Below are 17,956 nucleotides of genomic sequence, written 5' to 3'. Positions count from 1 at the left end.
AATCCGCAGCGATAGGAGATGAACATGAAACTCAAATCCATTCTGTCGGCAACCACCGCCTTTGCCATGGTTGGCACCACCGCATTCGCCGAAAAGGCTGAAGTCCAGTTCTGGCATGCCATGGGCGGTCAGCTGGGTGAGACCGTCAATCAGATGGCTGCGGACTTTAACGGCGGTTCGAACAGCTGCCAGATCAATGCCGTCTATAAAGGCAACTACACCGAGAACATGACCGCAGCGATCGCCGCCTTCCGCGCCGGTGAGCAGCCGCACGTCGTGCAGGTCTTTGAGGTCGGCACCGCCACCATGATGGCCGCCGGTGACAAGGGCGCGATCTACCCGGTCTACAAGCTGATGGAAGATGCAGGCGTGGAATTTGACGCCTCTGCCTATCTTCCGGCCGTGATTTCCTATTACACCGACACCGAAAACAACCTTCTGTCGCTGCCGTTCAACTCGTCCACCCCGGTTCTGTGGTACAACAAAACCGCGCTGGACGCCGCCGGTGTTGCCGTTCCGACCACCTGGGACGAAGTTGAAGAAGCCGCCCGCGCCTTGAAAGCCAACGGCGTTGAAAAGCCCTTTTCCTTTGGCTGGCAGTCCTGGTCCAACATCGAGAACTACTCGGCCTGGCACAACCTGCCCATGGGCACCGAGGAAAACGGCTTTGCCTCGCTCAAGACCGAGTTCACCTTCAACAATGATGCGGTTGTGAACCACATTCAGCGTATCGCAGACATGGGCAAAGAAGGCCTGTTCGCCTATGGCGGTCGTCGCGGTGACAGCCGTGGCCAGTTCGTCAACGGCGAAACCGCGCTGTGGATCAACTCCTCAGCCTACTATGGTGGCTTCAAGAAAGACATCACCGACTTCGAATTCGGCCAGACCATGCTGCCGGTTGACACAGCCGTTGCAGACAAACCGCAGAACTCGATCATCGGCGGTGCGACCCTCTGGGTGCTGAACGGTCACGAAGCGCCCGAATACAAGTGTGTTGCCGAATTCTTCAAGTTCGTCTCCTCGCCTGAACAGCAGGCCGCCTGGCACCAGAGCACCGGCTATGTTCCGATCACCAACGCAGCTTACGATCTGTCCAAGGAGCAGGGGTTCTACAACACCGATCCGATGACCGACACCGCGATCAAGCAGCTGTCGCTGAACACACCGACCCCGGCCTCCAAAGGTCTTCGTTTCGGTAACTTCGTTCAGATCCGTGACATCATCAACGAAGAGCTGGAAGCCGTCTGGGCAGGCGACAAAGACGCCAAGACCGCCCTTGACGCAGCTGTCGAGCGCGGCAACGCCCTGCTGCGCAAGTTCGAAAAAGCCAACGACTGATCATCCCCACCTGTTGGCTTTATTGGGAGGCCCCCGCCGGGGCCTCCCCTTTTTGACCACGATCCCCCCAAAGGTTCCTGCCCGTGCAAAAGCGTGTCGTCTTCCGCTCAAAGCTGCTGCCCTACATGTTGGTGCTGCCGCAAATCGCGATCACCGTCGCCTTCTTTTTCTGGCCCTCCTATCAGGCGCTTGAAAGCTCGTTCTTCATCGAAGACGCTTTTGGCTTTTCCCGCGAATGGGTCTGGCTAGAGAACTACTACGAGCTGTTCCGCGATCCAGGCTATCTGAAGTCCTTCCGCACCACGCTGATCTTTGGCTTTTCGGTGGCCTTCCTGGCGATGGCGATCTCGCTCTTGCTGGCGGTGGCGGCCAACCGGGCGATCAAGGCCGCGACCAGCTATCGTACGCTTCTGATCTGGCCCTACGCGGTCGCCCCCGCTCTGGCCGGTGTGATCTGGTACTTCCTGATGAACCCCTCGCTTGGCATCGTGGCTTACTGGCTGAAAGGCATCGGGGTGGAATGGAACCACTACGTGAACGGCGATCAGGCGCTTTTGCTGGTTGTCGTGGCCGCTGCCTGGAAACAGGTGAGCTACAATTTCCTGTTCTTCCTGGCCGGTTTGCAATCGATCCCGAAATCCCTGATCGAGGCCGCCGCCATTGACCGCGCAGGTCCGATCCGCCGCTTCTGGTCGATCACATTTCCTCTGCTGACGCCCACCACGTTTTTCCTACTGGTTGTCAACCTCGTCTACGCCTTCTTTGACACTTTCGCCCTGATCCACGCCACCACCGAGGGCGGCCCGGCCGATGCAACCTCGATCCTGGTGTTCCGGGTCTACAACACCGGCTTTATCGGTCAGGACTACGGATCCTCTGCCGCGCAGTCGGTGATCCTGATGGGCATGGTGATCCTAATGACCTTCATCCAATTCCGTTACGTCGAGCGCAAGGTGCAATACTGATGGTCGAAAATCGCCCCATTCTGACGTTCCTCACCCATGCGATCCTGATCGTCGGTGTGCTGTTCCTGTGTTTCCCGGTCTGGATGGCGCTTGTTGCGTCGACCCACGGACCCGGCGCCCTGTCACAATCCCCCATCCCGCTGTGGTTCGGCGATCAGGCCTGGGAGAACTACACCCAGCTGCTGTCCGGCGGTCTGCCCGAGGCGGGCGGTGTGCCCATCGGTATGATGATGTTCAACAGCGCGATTATGGCTCTCGTCATCACCTTCGGCAAAATCGTCATCTCGATCCTGTCGGCTTATGCCATCGTCTATTTCCGCTTCCCCTTCCGCATGGGCTTTTTCTGGATGATCTTCGTCACCCTGATGCTGCCCGTCGAAGTGCGGATCCTGCCCACATTCGATGTGGTGGTGAAGATGGGCCTGCTGAACACCTATGCGGGCCTCACCGTGCCGCTGATCGCATCGGCAACGGCAACCTTCCTGTTCCGCCAGTTCTTCCTCACCATCCCGGATGAGCTGGTCGAGGCCGCCCGTATCGACCGCGCAGGGCCGATCCGCTTTTTCAAGGATATCCTGCTGCCGCTGTCGCGCACCAATATCGCGGCGCTCTTCATCATCCTCTTCATCTACGGCTGGAACCAGTATCTCTGGCCGCTGCTGATCACCACCGACGAAAGTCTCTACACTGTCGTCATGGGCATCCAGCGCATGGTCAACTCGGGCGAGGCGCTGCCGGTCTGGCACTACATCATGGGCACCGCCGTCCTTGCCATGATTCCTCCGGTTCTGGTCGTCGTTCTAATGCAAAAGCTCTTTGTCAAAGGGCTGGTCGAAAGCGAGAAATAAATGGCTACTCTCAACATCAAATCCCTGGGCAAGACCTATCCGGGCGGTGTCACCGCCGTGTCCGACGTGAACGTGGATATCGCGGATGGAGAGTTCATCGTGCTGGTCGGCCCTTCGGGCTGCGGCAAGTCCACCATCCTGCGGATGATCGCCGGTCTTGAAAGCATCACTACTGGCGATCTGAACATCGGTGAGCGCCGGGTGAACAACTTGGAACCCGGCGATCGTGACATCGCCATGGTGTTCCAGAACTACGCGCTGTACCCGCATATGTCGGTGCGCGGCAACATGGAGTACGGCCTGAAAAACGAGGGCCTGCCCAAGGACCAGATCGCCGAGCGCATCGCCGAGGCCGCGCGTACCCTGCGCCTGGAAGAGTATCTCGACCGCAAGCCCGCACAGCTGTCGGGCGGTCAACGCCAGCGGGTCGCCATGGGCCGCGCCATCGTGCGCGACCCCAAGGTATTCCTGTTTGACGAACCCCTGTCGAACCTCGATGCCAAGCTGCGCACACAACTACGCGCCGAGCTAAAGGCACTGCACCAGCGCCTTGGCGCCACCTTCATCTACGTGACTCACGATCAGGTCGAAGCGATGAGCCTTGCCGACCGGATCATCATCATGAACGCCGGCCGGGTCGAGCAGATCGGCACGCCCATGGATCTTTACCTGCGCCCCGCCAGCCGGTTCGTTGCCGACTTCATCGGCAGCCCGGCCATGAACGTGGTCGAAGGCACCGTTACCGAGGATCGCCGTGGACTGCTGGTCGATGGCAGCCGAGACATCCGCTTTGCCGACGAAATCCCTGCAAGCGCAGGCGCTCAGATCGCCATGGGCATCCGCCCCGAACACCTGTCCATGGACGCCTCGGGTGCGGCACAGTTCCACCTTGAGGTCGATTTCGTCGAACAGCTCGGCGCCGACACGGTTGTGCACGGCACTGTCTCGGGCACCTCGGTGCCGCTGGCAGTGCGCCTGTCCGGCGTGCAGCAGCATGGCAGCGGTGAAATGCTTGAACTTGGATGCGCAGCCGATCAGCTGCACCTTTTCGATCTGTCCTCCGGGCAACGTCTGAACTAGGAACACGCGATGCAACCGCCCAAGATATTTGGCCACCGCGGCGCGCCGGATGTGCTCCCCGAGAACACGTTGGAGGGCTTTGAGCACACGATAGCCTCTGGCGCCGACGGGATCGAACTGGACGTGCTTCTGACCCGTGACGGTGTGCCTGTCGTGACCCACAATCACCGCCTTCTCGCCGACACGACGCGCGATGCCGACGGCGCCTTCCTGACCGCGGAAGGCCCGGATGTGCGCAGCCTTACCTTTGCGGAGCTTTGCACCTTTGATGTTGGCGGCATCCGACCCGGATCGGAGTATGCCAAGAAACACCCCCAGCAGCAGGAACTGCCCGGCGCCCGCATTCCGCGTCTCTCCGAGGTACTGGACCTGGTGGCCAAGGCGGATCGGCCCATCGACGTGCTGGTCGAGCTGAAACACGATCCCGACGACAGCGCCGAACCGCACCCCGAGGATTTCCTGCGCACCACCGCGGAGGTGATCGCGGCCACCGGGACGCAGGACTCCTGCCTGATCCACTCCTTCAACTGGCAGATCCTGACTGCAGCCCGCAAACTGGTACCGCAACTGCGCCGCTCACACCTGTCGATGAGCAAGACCATCCATCCCAGCGGGAACCTCTACGACGGCTCGCCCTGGCTCGATGGTGCCAGCGCAGAGCCCGAAACCATGCTGCGCGATCTGGCCGCAAATGGCGCCAGCGTCTGGAGCCCCCTTTTCTGGGAAATGACGGCGGATCAACGCGCGCTGGCACGCGACCTTGGCCTTAAGGTCATGGTCTGGACCCTGCGTGGGGAAGAGGCCATTCGCAAAGGCCTTGCCTCAGATGTCGACGGGGTGATCACCGACGATCCCGCCATGGCCATGCGGCTGCGGCGAGAGGTCTTTGGCGCGGAGGTCACAGCGTAATGACCCCCGAAGCGGCCTTTATCCGATACGAGCAAATCCGCACCCGACTGCCCGCCAGCTGTCAAAAGGGGCTGGCCGAGCCGGTTGAAGGCCTTCATAAGCTCATGGATGTGACAGATGCCTTTGTCTTTGATGCCTACGGGGTGCTCAACGTCGGCGACCGCCCGATCCCCGGCGCGCATGAGCGCGTGGCCGAGCTGCGCGCGGCTGACAAGGCGCTGTTGGTTCTGACCAATGCCGCCAGTTTCACCCGTGCCCAGACAACTGAGAAATTCGCCCGCCTGGGTTTTGATTTCTCCAGCGATGAGATCATCTCAAGTCGTGAAGTCTGCGAGACCTGCCTGACCGATATTGCGCCGACAGGCTCCTGGGGCGTAATGGCCCCGCCGGATTTCAATCCCACAGAGCTACCGGTTCAGGCAATGGCGCTTGGGGACGACGCAGCGGTCTACGACAGCGCCGATGCTTTCCTGATGCTCAGCACCTCCGATTGGTCAGCCGCGCGGCAAGGCCTTCTGGAAGACAGCCTGAGGCGCCATGCGCGCCCTGTTGTGGTGGCCAACCCGGATCTTGTCGCGCCACGCGAGGCCGGGCTGACGCTGGAGCCGGGATACTATGCCCATGCCTTGCAGGACCGGCTAGGCATTACTCCTGTGTTTCATGGCAAGCCCTTCCCGTCCGTTTATGCGGCGGCGCAAGCACGCCTTGGCGGCATAGCGCCGCAGAAGATCACCATGGTTGGCGACACGCTGCATACGGATGTGCTAGGGGCGCAGTCGCAGGGTTGGAACACCGCCCTCATCACAGCGCACGGGCTGTTCGCCGGTCACGATGTTTCAGAGTTCATCGCGCGCAGCGGAATTACCCCGGATTGGATCGCGCCGTCGATCTGATCCGAACGGGACCGAAAAGGCGGCGACAGAAGGAACGGAAGCCGGAATGAGCGAGCTCAACGACCGTCAACGCCAGATCATGGAGCAGCTCCGCGCCTCCGGCCAGCAGTCCATCAACGAACTGGCCAGCGATTTCGGCGTCGCCACCCAGACCATCCGCCGCGATATCAATGACCTCTGCGATCAGGGGCTGGCTCGGCGCGTGCATGGCGGTGTGGCGCCGCCCTCGAACCCGCTGAACCTCAACTTCCATGTCCGCTCGACCCTCAATGAGGACCGCAAACGCGCCATTGCGGCGGCTGCGGCGGCGATGATCCCGGAAGGATCAACCGTGCTCTTGGGCATCGGCACCACGGTGCAATACGTGGCCGAGGCGCTGGTTCAGACGCCGGATATCACCATCGTCACAAACAACCTCGAAGTAGCGCGGCTGATGTGCAACGCGCCCTCTTGCGATGTGCATGTGGTGGCCGGGCAACTGCGTCCCGAAGACCGGGATCTGGTGGGCCCTCAGGTGCTTGAAGGGTACCGGCGTTTCGTTGCGGATTTCGGCGTGATCGGTGCGGGTGCGCTGGACCCCGCGTTTGGCATCCTCGATTTCAAACAATTCGACGCCGAGGTCAGCAACGCCATCCGCGCCAGCGCCCGGCAAATGCTTCTGGTGGCCGATCACAGCAAATGGGGCCGCACCGCCGCCCACCGTGTTGCGGGTTTTGATGCGATGGACCATTTCATCACCGACCGCCTGCCCGAGGGTCTGGACTGGTCCGGCCCGCCGGTGACGGTGCCGGGTGGTATTGGGCTGAGCCGGGTTGGGTGAGGGTCCTAACCCAATTGTCTCGGACTATCGTGTTGGCCCGCTCTGAGCCCTTGTTACCAAATGCTGCGAGGTTAATGAATGTCGGCTTTAGGCAAAGACTGAAGCGAAACAGTGTTAATGACCGAATAGTCCTCGAAAATAGATGTGGTTAGTCCGAAAACTCATAGACGAGTGTCACGCAGTCTCCGCAGAAGAAAACTTCTTTTGGGTTGCCAGCGCCGAAACTCAAATCTTCCTCAACTGCGTTTTTAAAGCATATCTGCAAGTTTTGGGAGTCAAGCCATTCAGCCGAAATCTTCAAGTCAGAACGGTCACTGTGGAAAATGCCGCCTCCACCCTCGCCCCACATAACCGACGCGGATGTATAAAGAAACTTCCCATCCATGTAGTCCTCTTGGATTGTTAGAGACTTACAATTGTCTGGAGCAATCAAGTCGACCAGAATAATCTGTTTGTACTCAGGAGTTTTATGAACTCGCCTTTTCTTCGAACGCCTTGGAGTACTAAGCTTACGCAAAAACGAACTCAACGCTCCACGACGTTTCGCTAACAGCGTTTCATCGCCGCCTCTTTCAGACCAGTTCCTTAGGCTTTCGCCGGTCGAAATGAATCTCTCAACCTCTTCAAGAACCCTGATGTCATTGTGCTGTGTTTCCCATTGGGCAAAAGAGAGAGCGAGATAGGCTTCATATTGGTCATCACTGTCAGAAAAATACTCCGACAAATCTTCAAGCACTCGCTTGCTGGCCTCTTCTGGAGCGGCACCGTGATTGTAAGCATCGAAAAATAAATCATAGACGTCGCAAAAAGCGTCATCCTCTCCAACCTTGTAGCCCCAAGTTCCCATAGTTGGTTTTTACCTCCCGAGCAGAAGTCGGCTTTGAAACCAGAGTGTAGATAGCACAGTGGCCTCAACAAAGGTGTGTACAATTGCCCACGACAGAAGCAAAGCGGACCTTCACCGAGATGCAATCAACGGCAGCTTTGTCCGCAAAGCCGACGAACACGCCAATAAGAACTGCCCCAAAAGAAGGCGGCCCCGCTAGGGACCACCTTTTCTTTGTTCACCTAAAATCATGGTCAGTCGCCACTGCCTTCACCGCTCAGCGTGCTGGGGGCAAAGACGTTGCCAAAGCCGGAGTTGTTGCTGTCCTCCGCCTCGGGCGCCTTGCTTTCTTCTTCCTCGCCGCCGCCGGTCAGGGCGTTGGGGCTGAAGACCCCGCCAAAGCCGGAGTTGTTGCCCGAAGGCGCTGCCTGCGGTACCGGAGCCGTTTCGGCCTCTTCCGCCGCTTTTCGGGCGGCTTCCTCGGCGCGGCGCTGGCGCAGCTCCTGGATGCGCAGCTCGGTCTCGATGCGTTTTTGCTCCTGCACATCAGCGATACACTGCGCGGGGCTATAGACCGTGGCGGTGCCCACCACGACAACCGTGGCGCAGGCCATCACGACCAGCGCAACCGCCGCCCAGTTGGAGCTGAGGAAGCCCGGAACGCGGAACTTGCCGCTTTCGAGTTCCTCCACCGTGGCGTCCTTGCGGGCCGCCGCGACCAGATCCTTGCGGCGGATGTTGGCCTCGTTGAACAGCGCCGCAAAGACCGTCAGCACTACGATGATGAAGGCCAGCGCCGAGATCGCGGGCGTGATGCCATAGCGGACCTTTTGCGCCAGCTCGATCGTCAGCGTCGGGTATTCGCCAAAGGTGAAGGTGGTGGTGTTGTAGTTCTCGAAACTGGCAAGGAAGGCCAGAACAGCCGCCGAGGCAATCGCCGGTTTCATGAACGGGAGCAGCACCTTGCGGAAGGCCTGCGCGTGGGTGGCACCAAGGTCCAGCGCCGCCTCGGTCAGCGCCACATCATAACGCTGCAGACGCGCCACCAGAACCAACATGCAATAGCTGGCGATGAAGGTGGACTGGCCGATCACCGTCAGGAACAGCCCGTTCGACAGGAAACTGTCCGCCCCGAGCCCCACCATCCGGTTGATGCGATCCCAGAACACCAGCGTCGAAATACCGATGACCACGCCGGGAATGAGGATCGGCGCGATGATGATGGTGTAGTAGGTCGCGCGCAGTTTCGGCCAGATCTGGGTGAGCATCAGCGCCCCCGCCAGACCCATGGCCACCGACAGCACCACCGTGCCCGCCCCCACGAGGATCGAGTTCTTGATCCCGTTGAGGATCCGCTCGTCCTGGAACAGCGCCGAGAACCACTCGAACGTCAGGCACTCCCAGGGGGTCGCACGGGGGAACTCGGGGCTGTTGAAAGCCGTGATCGACATGATCACCAGGGGGCCTAGCAGGTAGGCGAAAAAGATCGCCAGATAGACCCAGATGCTGACGCGCATGAAGGAGAAAGACTTCATTTGCCGATATCCCCCATGTTCACCTTGAAGAGGCGCATCACCGCCAGAACCAGCAGGATACAGGTCACCAGCAGCACCACCGCATAGGCCGCGCCCTGTGGCCAGTCGCTGTTGTCATTGAACTGCTGATAGATCAGCTGCGTGAACCAGAGCGAGGACGGTCCGCCCAGAATCTGCGGCGCGGCCAGCGCCCCGGCCGACAGCATGAACACCATGGTGCAGCCGGAACTGATCCCCGGTTTGGCATAGGGAATCACCACCCGGCGGTGGATCATTGGCCAGCTTGCGCCCATGTCGCGCGCGGCTTCGATCTGGTTGCGATCCAGGCTCTCGATCACATTGTAGATCGGGAAGATCATCAACAGGATGTAGGCATAGCCAAGACCCGCATAAAGCGCGATGTCGTTGCGGATGAAATCAAAGGGCGTGTCGAAAATCCCCAGGCCCACCAGCGCGTTGTTCAAAACCCCAGTTTCACCAAAGATGATCCGCAGAGCAAAGGCGCGCAGGATCTCGTTGATCCAGTAGGGGATGATCAGCATCAGCGCAAAGATGCGGATATGGTTGCCCTTGGTCTGCGCCAGGTGATAGGCGATCGGATAGCACAGGATCAGGTTGAACAGCGTCACGAATACGGCTGCGATCAGGGTTCGGTAGAACACCCGCAGATCGACCGCGTTATAGTCTTGGCTGCCGCCTTCGGGGCCAAAAATCAGGTATTTGTAGTTCTCGACCGTGTAGACATCCTTTGGCCCGCCAATCTCTGGCGGCGGCAGGTTGGGCCTGAATGAGAAGTCGAGCATCGACAGCTGCGGCAGGATGATGAGGCCCACCGTCCAGAACAAGACCAGCGCCAGCATCAGGGAGCCCATCCCGACACCGTTGCGATTAAAGAATTCCCTCAAGAATCGAGGCATGACGGAGGCCTCCTATTCCGTGGCCAGTTCGCCTGCGGGCAAGGCCACGGCGTTCTGGACATCATATTGCAGGGTCATCGGCTGGCCCTTGTGGCTGTCAAAGGACTGGCCAAGGTTTGGCAGGGAGACCTTCAGCTCCTTGCCGCCATCACCTTCCATGAAGATGTTGAAGACGTTGCCCTCGAATTCTTCGTTTGTAACCGTTGCCGTGACGAAATGATCGCCGCTGGCCCCTGCGGGGGCGAGGGCAAAGGCTTCGGGGCGGATAAAGAGCATGGCGTCATCGCCAGGCTGCATCTTTCCTTGGTTGGCGGTGGAGACGCGCGCAAGAAGGTCACCCGAACGGTTGGTGGAGATCAGCGCGGTGTCACCAGAGACCTGTTTCACCTTGCCACGAAAGACGTTGTTTTCCCCCACGAAGGACGCCGCAAAAGCGGTAGAGGGGTCATTGTAGACGGTCTTGCCATCGCCGATCTGGTCAATGACGCCTGCCCGCATCACCGCGATATTGTCGGACATGGTCAGCGCCTCGCCCTGATCGTGGGTGATGTAGATAAAGGTGATGCCGACCCTCTGCTGGATCTCGCGCAGTTCGGTACGCATGTGTTGACGCAGTTTCAGATCCAGCGCCGACAAGGGTTCATCCAGCAAGAGCACGTCCGGTTCGGCGCAGAGTGCGCGGGCGATGGCGACCCGCTGGCGCTGACCGCCGGACAGTTCCGAGGGCAGTTTGTCCCCCTGCCCCGGTAGCGCGATCATGTCCAAAAGCTCGTCAGCACGCTTGCGGCGTTCCTTGGCCGAGGCGCCCTTGATCTCCATCGAGAAGGTGATGTTCTCCCAGACTTTCATCAGCGGGAACAGTGCAAGGTTCTGAAAGATCAGCGCGGTGGGGCGCTTGTTCGGGCCGATGCCCTTCATGTCGTTGCCGCCGATCAGCACGCGGCCTTCGCTTGGCTCCAGAAACCCTGAGACCGCCCGCAGGATCGTGGTCTTGCCGCATCCCGAGGGGCCGAGGAAAGAGAAGAAATCGCCCCCGTTGATCTTTACGTTCGCGTCGCGCACGGCGACGAAATCTCCAAATCGGATCCAGAGTTTCTCCAGATCTACGCCGACCCCAGCACTCATATGGCCTCTCCCCGAGGTGCAATCCAACAGCCCGGTGACACGACGCCAGCCGGTGCCCGCCGCACCCGTTCAATTGATGTTTGCGTCTTGCGCCCCCTAGGCGCGTGGCTGGCCCCCCGGGTGCACCGGGAAGCCAGTTTGGTGTCAGGCGCGGATCAGGCGCTCTTGAACTTGTTGACGAACTCGGTGCGCACGTCGGCGTACCAGGGCGCCTCGGCCGGCCAGGGGTTGAGGTTGGCCAGGCTGTCGCCGGGATAGGCTTCGGCAAAGTTCTTCTTGTAGGTGTCGCCCGAATAGGCATCGGCGCCCAGAACCGGCGAGTTGTAGCCGTGGCTGTCGATGGCCACGCCTGCTGGCTCCTTGCGGTAGGCGAATTCGATGAAGGCATAGACCTGTTCGATGTTCTGCGCACCGACCGGCATCGACATGCCGTCGACCCAGGCCATCGCACCTTCGACCGGCGCCTGATAGTGCACCGGCTCGCCTGCGGATTTCAGCGCCAGCGGCGGGCCGTCCCAGGTCTGACCGACCACGACGCCTTCGTTCAGAAGACCATTCTTCTGGGTGTCGGCATCGTTCCAGATCAGCTTGATCCGATCCTTGCGTGCCACGCACCAGTCGGTGATCTGACCCCAGACCTTGCGCATGGTTTCTTCGTTTTCATAGGCGGCCCAGACAGAGCCCGGCTCCATCTCGCCCGAGGCTTCCATGTAAAGGCCGGCGCCCAGCATCATCGAATGGGCGCGGCCCATGGTCTTACCCGCATTTTCTTCGCTCCAGACATCACCATAGGACGGCGCGTCCCCGGCGGGCAGCCATTTGTCGGTGCGGTAGGCAATGCCTTCGGTGCCCCAGATATGCGGCAGCCAGTGCGATCCCTTGCTATCAAAGTTCCACGCGTCGGTGCCGATCTTGGCCATCGCCGGGTTCACCGCATCGATGTTGACCTTGTTCATGTCGAAGGGCTGAAGCAGTTCCAGCGGCCCCCACTGCAGCGAGCGGTTGTTGGTCGGGGAGACGATGTCAAAGCCCTGACCCTTGGTCGCTTTCATCTTGTTGATGATTTCTTCGTTCGAACCGATCCCGGTGTAATTCACCTTGATGCCGGTTTCGGCTTCAAAGGCCTCCAGGAAAGAGGGCGGCAGATAGTCCGACCACATCAGAATGTTGACTTCACCCGAGGAGGCCAGCGCGCTTTTGGAATACAGCGGAGCCGCCAGCGCCGCGGCGCCGGCCGACTTCAGTACAGAGCGCCGGGTCAGGTTGTGTTTTGCAGTCATGGTTTAGTGTCTCCCTATAGGACTATTGATCGTTTTTTTATTTTCGTTGTCTTACGTAACAAAAGCTTGCGGGCGCTCCGCCTCAGCCGACAGTGACAGTTTCAAAAATTGATAAGGCCAGAATGTCGCACTATGGCGGTCGGATCGGTCCAGAAGCGTCTGAAAGCTCAGGTTTGCCTTTATTTTAATGCGCCACAGCGGGGCCGTGACGATGAGCAGTTTGCGCCCCACTCTGACTTGCGTCAACGCTCATGCCCGCAGATTGGGCACTGATGCCGCGATGATACTCATCACAGCGACGTTCCGATCAGGGCAACTCCCCCCGCCATCAGCACCGCAGCGCCAAGGCGGCGCATCCAGTTTCCCTCCTTCAAGAAAACGAATCCGATGAGCGCCGCAAAGATCACCGAGGTTTCCCTGAGGGCAGAAACCGCGCCGAGCGGGGCATAGTTTTTGGCGTAGAGCACCAGACCATAGGCCGTCATGGAGACAAATCCGCCACCAATCCCGATCGCCCAGGTGCGCGGGCGCAATGCGCCGAGGGCATTCCGTTTGCGCAGGCCAATGAAAAGAGTCACGAACAGGTGCAAAAACGCACCCCAGGCCCAATAGCTGAGCGTATTGCCTGACAAACGCACGCCCAGCCCATCGGTCAGCGAATAGGCCGAGATGCAGATCCCGGTGCCGACCGCATAGCCGAGCGCGGCCCGCCCAACACCCGAGCGCAGTGCCTGCCAGCTGCTCAGCTGGATTCCGCAGGCAATCAGCGCAATCCCGCCCCAGGCCTGAAGCGGCAGCACCTCTCCGGCAAAGAGCATCGCCCAAAGTGCAACCAGCGCAGGCACGACACCACGGGCAATCGGGTAGACGACGCTGAGGTCACCATGCGCATAGGCCCGCCCCAGCATGTAGAAGTAGCCAAAATGTATCACGGTGGAAGCCAGCACATAGGGCAGGCTTTCCGGGGCGGGCAACGGCAAAAGCGCGACCATCACAGCGCCGGGAATGACATGGCCCAGCGCAACCAGCCCCAGCATGGTCGTTCGATCTGCCGCCGTTTTCACGATGGCATTCCATACCGCATGCAGCATGGCCGCAGACAGAACGATCACGATGACAAAGGTACTCACAGCCTATTCACGCCTTTTGAATCGAGAGCAGTTCGAGCCGCTGCAAGGTCACTCCACAGCCTCGGGCTGCATGTCTTGGATCAGCCGCGTCTCCAGCAACTGTCCATTCTGATAGAGAACCGGGTAAGACACGGCCGCGATATGGCTGTTGAATTCCCTGAGGGCACGCAGGGTCTCCAAATGAATATCGGAGGATTCGAAACTCTCCGACACACCCGACTGCAGGCGTTTGAGGTGACGTTTGCGACTGTCACGCTCCATCCGCTTGACCTCGGTCTTTTCCAGGTTGAGCAGGCGCGCGCTCTCCAGATCGTCCGAGATCAGCACATTAGACGCCAATCGCAGATTGGCCATGATCGCCTCGTGCATGCGCGTGATTTCCCCCCAGCCGTCCTTTGAAAACTTCAAATTCTTCTTGTTTTTCTCGCCCGCAAGGGCCGCAAGGCGGGCCGCCGCCACATCGCCTGCGGTCTCCAAGCGGATCGCATATTCCACCATCTCACGGGCGGTCTTGAGCTCAGCCTTGCTGAAGGCGCCCTCGGGGATGCCCGCCACATAGGCGCGGATACCAGAGAGGCAAGTGTTGACCTCGTGGTCCAGCGCCTGAACCGCCTTGATCTGCACAGCATTGCCACTGCGATACAGGTCCGGAACCGGGCGGAACATGGTATCGATCAGATCGATCATGCGCAGCAATTCGCGCTTGAGATTGGAGATTGCCAGCGTCGGCGAAGCATAGTCGCCCGGCACCAGCGCAGAGACCGGACGGGTCGGCACCTCTGGCTCAGGCCCAGCGGCCTCAGGCAGGACACGCACCATCAGTGCCTGCACCGGGCGGCACAGCGGCAATGCCACCACAAGCAACGATGTGTTGAAGGCCAGATGTGCATAGACCAGCATCTGCCCGCCTTGCGGATCACCCAAAAGCCCCTGCCGCAAGGCATAGTTGGCTCCGAAAAGGCAACAAACCGCCCAGGCCCCGCGCAGTCCAAGATTGGCAAAGGGAATGCGTCGTGCGCAGATCGCCATTCCACGGCTCAACCAGACCGGAATGAACCCCGACCCGAAATTCGCCCCCAGCACCAGCGAGAGCCCCGCTTCAAAGGGAAGCGCATCGATCTGCACCAAGGTAACGCACATAAGGATCGCTGCGACGGACGAATGCATCACAAAGGCCAGCGCCCCGCCCACCAGAAAGGCCGTGATGTAGTCCCGTGCGAGGTAGCCCGCGATCGCAGGCAGAAAGGCACTGTCACGGATCGGGTCCATCGCCTCCCGCAGGAAGCGCAGGGAGATGAGGATAAAGGCGATACCAAGGATAATGCGCCCCAATTGGCGCGGCTTCTTGGCCTCGGTTTTGACAAACAGGTAGCCGCCAACGGCCAAGAGCACCGGCACTAGCCAATCCAACCGAAAGGACAACGCCTGAACGATCAGCGCCGAGCCAAGGTCGCCGCCCAGCACGATCGCAAGCCCCATCGGAAAAGTCAGATAGCCACTTGCGGCAAACCCCGTCACCAACAAAGCCACGGCAGCCGAGCTTTGCAGCACCAGCGCCAGACCGATGCCTGCAGTTGCACCCTGAAACTGGTTGTCCGCCCCCGTCAGCAGCCGCTGAAACGAGGCACCATAACTGCGCTCGATCCCGGTGCGCACCATCCGCACCGCGAAAAGCAGCAGCATGGTTGCCCCCATCAGGCTGATCAGGAAGGTAAGAATTGCCATCTCCGTCTCCGATTATTGTTCTTTGCCTGCCTGAGCGACGGCGATTTCAGCCCTGATGCCCCAGTCCTCAAGCGCCTTCGCCAGCTTCTTGCCCGGCATCTGGTCGCTTACCAGAACGTCGAGGATGCTTGGCTCTGGTCCGCGGTGCGGCGCGGTCTTGCCAAACTTGCCATGGTCCAGAACCAGCATCGCAGTCTCGGCGCCATTGGCGATCACCTGGGCAAGTCGGGCCTCGGGCGCTCTGTGGAACAACGCCCCATGTTTCGCGGACAGCGCATCTGCAGACAAAATAGCGACGTCCAGGGCGAACTGCTGCGCCTGTTGCTCGGCCACGGGGCCAAAGGTGCCGCGCTCATCACTTTGCATCTCTCCGCCCAGCATGTGAACGCGGTTGCCGTTGTGGCTCGCGAGGGTCTGGGCGACACCGATGGAGTTTGTCACCACCGTCAGATCATGCTTTTGCCGCAACGCCTCAGCCACAAAGGCACTGGTCGAGCCGACATCAAGAAAGACCGTAGCACCATCTTCGATGCTGCCCGCTGCGGCCTCAGCGATGCGCTGCTTCTCCGGCGCGTTCTCGGTGATGCGGCGAAAGAAACTGGCGCCTGAGGATCCGCCCACCAGATGGGCGCCACCATGGACACGCTCAACAAGGCCCGATTTTGCCAGCGCCTTGATCGTGCGGCGCACGGTTTCCTCTGACACGTTCAGAACCTGCGCCAGTTCACCGCTGCGCCCCGAGCCACCAAGACGGCGCAGCGCCTCGACAAGTTCGGCCTCGCGGCGCGAGAGATCTGTGGAAGTGGTGGACATAAATCAGCCAGTCTCAACAGGGTCTTCACGAAAGTTAGCTCTAACATGACCGGATTTCCCACATATATCCACCCCAATTCACACAAAACGGTCATCCATTACGGGATTGTGTGGTCCAGAAAACGCTTTCCAAGCCTCCCGCAGCAGGCTTATCTGGCACCGAAAAGAGCCGGAGGAGGCGCATACCATGACCGAACGGCGCAAGAATGTTCTGTTCATCCTCATTGATCAGCTTCGGGCCGATTGCCTGAACGGGGCGCTGGCAGCCCATGTGGGTCTGCCCAATCTGCGCGCCTTTATGGAGACCGCTGTCACTTTCGAGCGGAACTACACCGTGGTGAACCCCTGTGGGCCATCCCGCGCCTCGATCCTGACCGGGCAATATGCGATGAACCACCGCTCGGTCCGCAATGGCACGCCCTTGCGCCATGATGCCCCGACGCTGGCGGGTGAAATGCGCAAATGCGGTTACCTGCCGATGCTGTTTGGCTATACCGACACCTCCCGCGATCCGCGTGTGCATCACCCGAATGACCCGGCAGTCCAGACATATGAATACCACATGGCCGATTTCCACGAGATGCTGGAGATGCGGCTTGAGATGTCCTATCCTTGGCGATCTTACCTCATGACCAAAGGGTACAGGTTTGACGACTACTGGGATCTGTACAAACCTGTTTCGTCCACGGGCGGCCCACCGCGCCTTAATGATCCTGCGCCCTACCGGGCCGAGGACAGCGACACCGCCTTTCTGACAGATCGCTTCCTTGCCACGATGCCCGCCTACAGAGACCAAAACTGGTTCGCGCATCTGACATATATCCGCCCGCATCCTCCGCTGGTGGCGCCCGCGCCCTATAACGAGATGTATGACCCTGCCGCCCTCCCACTCCCCACGCGGCTGGCCGATGCGCAGGCGGAGCGCGCCGTGCATCCCTTCTTTGGGCCGATGATGGACGCGATCACCCCGGCCTCGACCGTGCTGGGCTTTCCTGAGCTGGAGGCCAGCGACAAAGCGGTTCAGACCCTGCGCGCACTCTACCTTGGTCTCGCCAGCGAGGTGGACACCCATATCGGGCGCGTACTGAAGTTTCTGAAGGACAGCGGCCAGGAGGACGACACCCTCGTGATCATCAGCGCCGACCATGGAGAGATGCTGGGGGATCGCCACAGCTGGGGCAAATTCTCGGTCTACGATGCAGCCTACAAAACGCCCCTGATGATCCGCCTGCCCGGCAATGAAGCCCGAGCGGGCAGCCGGTTGACGGACATCACCGAATCCATTGATCTGACCCCAACCATTCTGGAGTGGGTTGGGCAAGACATTCCCAACGCCATGGATGGCGTCTCGCTCCTGCCGCTTCTGCGCGGAGATCGTCCTGCAGGTTGGCGCAGCTATTCTTACTCAGAGCTGGACTTTGCCCAGCCCGAGGACCCCGGCACGATACCCGGTCTGGATCTGTCGAATTCCTCCCTTGCCATTCTGCGGGACGACCGCTTCACGCTGGTGGAGTTCGCCGCCGAGCTGCCGCCCTTGCTGTTCGATCACCAAGGCGCGGGCGAGATGGAGAATGTGGCAGAGGACCCGGCCTATCAGACAGACTTGGCCCGCCTCACACGCACCATGCTGCGCCACCGCATGAAGAACGCCGATCACACCCTGTCTTTGGATCAGATCACACAAGACGGGCCACGCAGACTCACGCGTCCCCGCCCTAAAGCGCGCCCATAAGGTTGACGCGGTCCTTCGGC

Annotated in this window: 16 protein-coding genes; 8 read left to right on the top strand and 8 right to left on the bottom strand. The window is 60.1% G+C overall.

Annotated elements, in window-relative coordinates:
* Positions 1-24: 24 nt before the first annotated feature.
* The 7 genes from ugpB (at position 25) to INS80_RS08590 (ending at position 6,853) form a co-directional block, all read left to right on the top strand.
* Positions 25-1,338 (top strand): sn-glycerol-3-phosphate ABC transporter substrate-binding protein UgpB, encoded by a 1,314-nt coding sequence (ugpB, locus tag INS80_RS08620; RefSeq protein ID WP_192965238.1) that lies wholly within the window; start codon positions 25-27, stop codon positions 1,336-1,338.
* An 83-nt stretch (positions 1,339-1,421) separates the two neighbouring features.
* Positions 1,422-2,303, top strand: a complete 882-nt coding sequence (gene ugpA / locus INS80_RS08615; RefSeq protein ID WP_192965237.1) for a sn-glycerol-3-phosphate ABC transporter permease UgpA — start codon at positions 1,422-1,424, stop codon at positions 2,301-2,303.
* Positions 2,303-3,151, top strand: a complete 849-nt coding sequence (gene ugpE, locus INS80_RS08610) for a sn-glycerol-3-phosphate ABC transporter permease UgpE (RefSeq protein ID WP_192965236.1) — start codon at positions 2,303-2,305, stop codon at positions 3,149-3,151. The genes ugpA and ugpE overlap by 1 nt, the downstream gene beginning before the upstream one ends.
* Positions 3,152-4,231 carry a sn-glycerol-3-phosphate import ATP-binding protein UgpC gene (locus tag INS80_RS08605; RefSeq protein ID WP_192965235.1) on the top strand — a complete coding sequence of 360 codons (1,080 nt, stop codon included), beginning with the start codon at positions 3,152-3,154 and terminating at the stop codon, positions 4,229-4,231.
* A gap of 9 nt (positions 4,232-4,240) precedes the next feature.
* A complete protein-coding gene (locus tag INS80_RS08600) occupies positions 4,241-5,140 on the top strand; it encodes a glycerophosphodiester phosphodiesterase family protein (protein ID WP_192965234.1) in 900 nt (299 codons plus the stop codon).
* On the top strand, positions 5,140-6,033 hold the full coding sequence (locus INS80_RS08595; RefSeq protein ID WP_192965233.1) for an HAD-IIA family hydrolase: 894 nt from the start codon (positions 5,140-5,142) through the stop codon (positions 6,031-6,033). The genes INS80_RS08600 and INS80_RS08595 overlap by 1 nt, the downstream gene beginning before the upstream one ends.
* A gap of 46 nt (positions 6,034-6,079) precedes the next feature.
* A complete protein-coding gene (locus tag INS80_RS08590) occupies positions 6,080-6,853 on the top strand; it encodes a DeoR/GlpR family DNA-binding transcription regulator (RefSeq protein WP_192965232.1) in 774 nt (257 codons plus the stop codon).
* A gap of 148 nt (positions 6,854-7,001) precedes the next feature.
* Here INS80_RS08590 and INS80_RS08585 read toward each other — a convergent pair whose 3' ends face one another.
* From INS80_RS08585 to INS80_RS08550, 8 genes are all read right to left on the bottom strand, one after another.
* The gene (locus tag INS80_RS08585) at positions 7,002-7,700 is read right to left on the bottom strand and encodes a hypothetical protein (RefSeq protein ID WP_192965231.1); all 699 of its coding nucleotides are present in this window, start codon (positions 7,698-7,700) and stop codon (positions 7,002-7,004) included.
* A gap of 233 nt (positions 7,701-7,933) precedes the next feature.
* Complete coding sequence (locus INS80_RS08580) at positions 7,934-9,214, bottom strand: ABC transporter permease (protein WP_192965230.1); 1,281 nt, start codon at positions 9,212-9,214, stop codon at positions 7,934-7,936.
* Positions 9,211-10,131 carry an ABC transporter permease gene (locus tag INS80_RS08575; protein ID WP_192965229.1) on the bottom strand — a complete coding sequence of 307 codons (921 nt, stop codon included), beginning with the start codon at positions 10,129-10,131 and terminating at the stop codon, positions 9,211-9,213. Before INS80_RS08575 ends, INS80_RS08580 begins: the two co-directional genes overlap by 4 nt.
* Before the next feature lie 12 nt (positions 10,132-10,143).
* A complete protein-coding gene (locus INS80_RS08570) occupies positions 10,144-11,256 on the bottom strand; it encodes an ABC transporter ATP-binding protein (protein ID WP_192965228.1) in 1,113 nt (370 codons plus the stop codon).
* A 155-nt stretch (positions 11,257-11,411) separates the two neighbouring features.
* Positions 11,412-12,536, bottom strand: coding sequence for an extracellular solute-binding protein (locus tag INS80_RS08565; RefSeq protein ID WP_192965227.1), 1,125 nt, complete (start codon positions 12,534-12,536; stop codon positions 11,412-11,414).
* Positions 12,537-12,826: 290 nt separating this feature from the next.
* The gene (locus INS80_RS08560; protein WP_192965226.1) at positions 12,827-13,666 is read right to left on the bottom strand and encodes an EamA family transporter; all 840 of its coding nucleotides are present in this window, start codon (positions 13,664-13,666) and stop codon (positions 12,827-12,829) included.
* Between the two features lie 48 nt (positions 13,667-13,714).
* Positions 13,715-15,391: a Na/Pi cotransporter family protein gene (locus INS80_RS08555; protein ID WP_192965225.1), complete on the bottom strand. Its 1,677-nt coding sequence runs from the start codon at positions 15,389-15,391 to the stop codon at positions 13,715-13,717.
* A gap of 12 nt (positions 15,392-15,403) precedes the next feature.
* On the bottom strand, positions 15,404-16,204 hold the full coding sequence (locus INS80_RS08550; RefSeq protein ID WP_192965224.1) for a DeoR/GlpR family DNA-binding transcription regulator: 801 nt from the start codon (positions 16,202-16,204) through the stop codon (positions 15,404-15,406).
* A 187-nt stretch (positions 16,205-16,391) separates the two neighbouring features.
* Here INS80_RS08550 and INS80_RS08545 point away from each other — a divergent pair, with 187 nt between their 5' ends.
* Positions 16,392-17,936 carry a sulfatase-like hydrolase/transferase gene (locus tag INS80_RS08545; protein WP_192965223.1) on the top strand — a complete coding sequence of 515 codons (1,545 nt, stop codon included), beginning with the start codon at positions 16,392-16,394 and terminating at the stop codon, positions 17,934-17,936.
* Positions 17,937-17,956 lie beyond the last annotated feature (20 nt).

It is taken from the genome of Phycobacter azelaicus (assembly GCF_014884385.1).
Lineage (GTDB): Bacteria > Pseudomonadota > Alphaproteobacteria > Rhodobacterales > Rhodobacteraceae > Phycobacter > Phycobacter azelaicus.
Note: the sequence above shows the minus strand (reverse complement) of the source record. Positions and strands in the feature narration are given on the sequence as shown.

Coding starts and splice junctions, on each gene's coding strand:
- INS80_RS08570 (WP_192965228.1), bottom strand. CDS start 11,256: ATGAGTGCTGGGGTCGGCGTAGATCTGGAGAAACTCTGGATCCGATTT.
- INS80_RS08590 (WP_192965232.1), top strand. CDS start 6,080: ATGAGCGAGCTCAACGACCGTCAACGCCAGATCATGGAGCAGCTCCGC.
- INS80_RS08545 (WP_192965223.1), top strand. CDS start 16,392: ATGACCGAACGGCGCAAGAATGTTCTGTTCATCCTCATTGATCAGCTT.
- ugpE (WP_192965236.1), top strand. CDS start 2,303: ATGGTCGAAAATCGCCCCATTCTGACGTTCCTCACCCATGCGATCCTG.
- INS80_RS08605 (WP_192965235.1), top strand. CDS start 3,152: ATGGCTACTCTCAACATCAAATCCCTGGGCAAGACCTATCCGGGCGGT.
- INS80_RS08575 (WP_192965229.1), bottom strand. CDS start 10,131: ATGCCTCGATTCTTGAGGGAATTCTTTAATCGCAACGGTGTCGGGATG.
- INS80_RS08555 (WP_192965225.1), bottom strand. CDS start 15,391: ATGGCAATTCTTACCTTCCTGATCAGCCTGATGGGGGCAACCATGCTG.
- INS80_RS08600 (WP_192965234.1), top strand. CDS start 4,241: ATGCAACCGCCCAAGATATTTGGCCACCGCGGCGCGCCGGATGTGCTC.
- INS80_RS08585 (WP_192965231.1), bottom strand. CDS start 7,700: ATGGGAACTTGGGGCTACAAGGTTGGAGAGGATGACGCTTTTTGCGAC.
- INS80_RS08595 (WP_192965233.1), top strand. CDS start 5,140: ATGACCCCCGAAGCGGCCTTTATCCGATACGAGCAAATCCGCACCCGA.
- INS80_RS08550 (WP_192965224.1), bottom strand. CDS start 16,204: ATGTCCACCACTTCCACAGATCTCTCGCGCCGCGAGGCCGAACTTGTC.
- INS80_RS08580 (WP_192965230.1), bottom strand. CDS start 9,214: ATGAAGTCTTTCTCCTTCATGCGCGTCAGCATCTGGGTCTATCTGGCG.
- INS80_RS08565 (WP_192965227.1), bottom strand. CDS start 12,536: ATGACTGCAAAACACAACCTGACCCGGCGCTCTGTACTGAAGTCGGCC.
- ugpB (WP_192965238.1), top strand. CDS start 25: ATGAAACTCAAATCCATTCTGTCGGCAACCACCGCCTTTGCCATGGTT.